The following is a 3,474-nucleotide window of genomic DNA, read 5'->3' as shown; positions in this document are numbered from 1 at the left end:
CCGTGGGCGTCAGCACGGCGAAGAACATCAGGCCCAGGACCACAGGATTGACGATCTTGTGCAGCACCAGGCCCAGCCTGGTCCACAGCGCGTTCAGCGGCGCCAGCAGCGCCGGCCGCACCAGGGCCAAGGCCAGGAAGGTGGCTGCCAGCCCCAGCGCCCAGAGCCGCACGGTGCCTCCGTCGAGCAGCGGATAGAGCGCCAGCAGCAGGAAAACCACGGCAAAGACGACCCCGAAGGCGCGATCCGAGCCGCCCTTCGGGGCTTCGTCTCGGGAGAATTCTTCGTGTGTCGTCATCACCAGCTTCGCCGTTTCATCCGCCGTCCGTCGAGCCCTTGATGTAGCGCCACCATCCCCCGAGCGCAACGTTATTCATGAACACTGGTCTGGCGCGCCATTTCCTGGCGCTCGAGTTCCATGCGGGCCAGTTGGCGGACCAGCAATTGCTGGCGGCTGCGCAGCCGGCTGTAGGCGATGGCCAGGATGGTGATCAACGCCAACAGGATGGCGATGGCGATGAAGATGATGGCGATCGGCGGGTAAACGATGCCCAGGCTGGCCGCCGTCCACTCGATGAAAGCTTCGTTCATGCTGGCGAAGCCGAGGATCACCAGGCCGGCAAACAAGGGAAACGAGAGATCCACCTGTAGCAGGTTGCGCCGCACCAGAAAGAGCAGCACCAGAGCCAGGACCAGGATCACCACGAGCTTCATTCGACTCTCGACTTCTGCAGCAGTTCGGCCAGGACGAAGATGTTGAAGCGGTAGAGGATGCGCAGGGCCTGCCCCAACGTCAACGTCGATGAACCGTGCCGTCTGGGCTCCTGTTCGATCGTCACCTCCGCCACCCTGAGACCCCGGCGGCAGGCCAGGGCACAGATCTGCGGCTCCGGGTAGCGTTCCAGTTGGTAGCCGTTGAGGACCTCGGCGGCTTTCCGGTTGAAGGCCAGGAAGCCCGAGTTGACGTCTTGCGGCGAGCGCCCGCCTGTTAGCAGTTTGGTCACCAACGACAGGTAGATGCGTACCCACTGCGCCGTCAGCGCCCGCAGGCCGCTGCCCTGATGGCGGTTGCTTCGCGTTCCCACCACCAGATCGGCCTGGCCCGTCTCGAGCACCGCCAGCAGATCGGGTATCCGCTCGACGGGATGCTGGCCGTCGGCGTCGATCCTGACGACGGCTCGGTGTCTCTTGCGCAGCGCGTGGTCGAAGGCGATGTGGGTGCAGATGCCCAGGCCGAAGTTCCCAGGCAGGCGAAAATAGGAGACGGCGGGGTCGAGATCGCCGACATCAATCGCCACTGCCGAGCCATCGTCGACGATCAGCAATTCGAAATCGCCACCGAGATCCTCGATCGCAGCCGCGATGGCAGCCAGGAACTCGACGTCGTTGTAGGTCGGCACGAATACCAGGACCGGGTTGGCGGCAGTCGAAAGCTGGGGCATCGGGTCCTGGTGTTTCAAGTTGGCGCAGTGTGCGGCATGGGGGCCATGGAGCTACCCGGCGCGGCCCCGCCACAGGCGCCGGCGCAGGGCCAGCCACAGTCCCGTGTAGACCATGGTGCCGTGCAGAAACAAGAGGGGCTGAATGGGCAGAATGTAGCGGTCCTGGGCGGTACCGAGAAATATGGGCAGCAGGAACAGCGCCGTCAACAGCCGATGCGTGCGATCGCCGACGACGAAGATGTGGATGATTCCAGGAAGGAATATCAGCCCCGGCGCGGCCCGGGCCAGAACCACGGGCAGGCTTGTATCGGCGTAGGAGGGCCGCAACCCAACCAGATAGAGGAGCTTTCCACCGAACAGCGAGAGCCAGGACAGCAGCAGGTTCAGCCACAACGGCAGGTCGTCGAAGACTCCGCCAAGGTATTGCTGCGTGGGAATGCCGAATATGGGCAGATACAGCGAGCCCGAGACGTAGGCGAAGAGATAGGGAAAATAGAACACCACGAACGGTGCCGCCACCACCAGACTGGCTCCAATCAACCAATTGCGATGGCTCGACGACAAGTGCCGTTTGAGGAGCAATTGATCAATGACCACGAAAATCAGCAGGGAAACGCCATTGGGCCGCGTCAGCAGCAACAGGATCAGGAAGACCAACCCCCAAGCCAGGCGCCGGCGCGCCGGCCCAGCAGCGAAATAGCTAAGGTAGAATCCGGCGAAAAATAGGACGCCCAGGAAATCGGAGCCGACGTTGATGGTGTACCAGATGAGGTGGGGCAGGAAGGGAAAGGCCCACAGCCAAAGGGGCGGCATGCCCCGGATCTCGAAATGTCGCAGCCAGGCGGCGCTCAGGACGATGCCCAACAGCACGAACACTGTCGTCAGGGGGAGGGTATTGCCGGGCCGGTAGTCGAAGGCCGCCAGCAGCAGGGGCAACACCGGTGCCGACACGATCAGGCCCTCGCGGGGCTCCTTGCCGGCTTTGTAGAATCTGGCGAAGTCGCCGACGATACTGATGACCGCGCCCGACAGATAGAGGTCACGCGAATTGAGGTAGAATTGCAGATCGCTGCCCGGCGCCACATGCAACGGCGACACCGGCAATCCCTTCTCGTTGATAATCGGCCGATAGGCCGTGCCGACAGCCGCGCCGAGGCGCAGCACGACCGTCAGTACCAGGGCCCAGATCAGGGCCCGGGCCCACCATTTGTTGGCCTCGCTCGTCATCTGCGGATTTGAGCTCGACATGCGCTAGTCGGCGCTCCGGGCGTTGGCCACCAGGCGGGCAAGCTGTTTTTCGGTGGCCCTGATCTGAGCTGCGATCTTGTGGCGGGGAATGGCCTCGTCGGCCGTCTCGGCGTAGTCGGGGGGAATCAGGTCGCGCATGTCGAAATCCGGGCCGACGCTCTCCAGATCGAAATCATCGTCGCTCAGGTTCTGGTACTTGAGAACGGCGTTGGACCAGGCGAACAGCCAGAACTGATAGAAGCGCAGGCGGCCGCTGAGGCCCGGGTAACGGCGCAGCAGCCAGAGGCCCCTGAAGGCGAAAACCAGATTGCTCGGGTGGGCGGCGAAGCGCCAGGCGCGCTGCAGCAACTGACGCGTCGCCGCCCGGTTGGCGAAAATCAGCCGCAGCAGTCGGCCCATATTGCCGTAGCCACCTCCTTCGATGGCGATGAAGCGGCCGCCGTGAGCCAGCAGTTCGAGAAACCGGCGAAGGCGTTGGTATTGGTAGCGGCCGCCGTTGTAGCGGCTGATGAAGTACCGGTATCCCGCCACCATGCGCTCCTGGGGCATGAGGTACTTGATGTTGGTCTGGTACTTGAATCCGCCCAGCCCATAGCGCACCCGGCGCAATCGGCCAGTGAGTTTCATGCGGCGAAACAGCGGCGTGCCGGGCAGCGCCGTCAGCAGCGAGGGATCGCCGGACAACAGCCCGGCTTCGCGGAGGCCGTCCAAGGTGAGGTCGAAGCAGTCTTCGCCATCGGAATCGAAGCCGAAAATCAGACCGGCCACGACGATGAAGCCGTAG

Annotated in this window: 5 protein-coding genes; all 5 read right to left on the bottom strand. The window is 63.4% G+C overall.

Going from position 1 to position 3,474, the window contains the following annotated elements:
* Positions 1-298 (bottom strand): SxtJ family membrane protein (locus tag QGG75_09750; protein ID MDP6067517.1); only part of this gene is annotated, 298 nt, incomplete at its 3' end.
* A 71-nt stretch (positions 299-369) separates the two neighbouring features.
* Positions 370-714 carry a DUF2304 family protein gene (locus tag QGG75_09745; protein ID MDP6067516.1) on the bottom strand — a complete coding sequence of 115 codons (345 nt, stop codon included), beginning with the start codon at positions 712-714 and terminating at the stop codon, positions 370-372.
* A complete protein-coding gene (locus tag QGG75_09740; GenBank protein ID MDP6067515.1) occupies positions 711-1,442 on the bottom strand; it encodes a glycosyltransferase family 2 protein in 732 nt (243 codons plus the stop codon). Before QGG75_09740 ends, QGG75_09745 begins: the two co-directional genes overlap by 4 nt.
* A 51-nt stretch (positions 1,443-1,493) precedes the next feature.
* Positions 1,494-2,669 (bottom strand): hypothetical protein, encoded by a 1,176-nt coding sequence (locus QGG75_09735; GenBank protein ID MDP6067514.1) that lies wholly within the window; start codon positions 2,667-2,669, stop codon positions 1,494-1,496.
* A 24-nt stretch (positions 2,670-2,693) separates the two neighbouring features.
* Positions 2,694-3,474: hypothetical protein (locus QGG75_09730; GenBank protein ID MDP6067513.1), on the bottom strand; the 781-nt coding region annotated here is incomplete at its 5' end.

This window comes from Alphaproteobacteria bacterium (genome assembly GCA_030740435.1).
Taxonomy (GTDB): domain Bacteria; phylum Pseudomonadota; class Alphaproteobacteria; order UBA2966; family UBA2966.
This window is presented reverse-complemented; position numbering and strand designations above follow the sequence as displayed.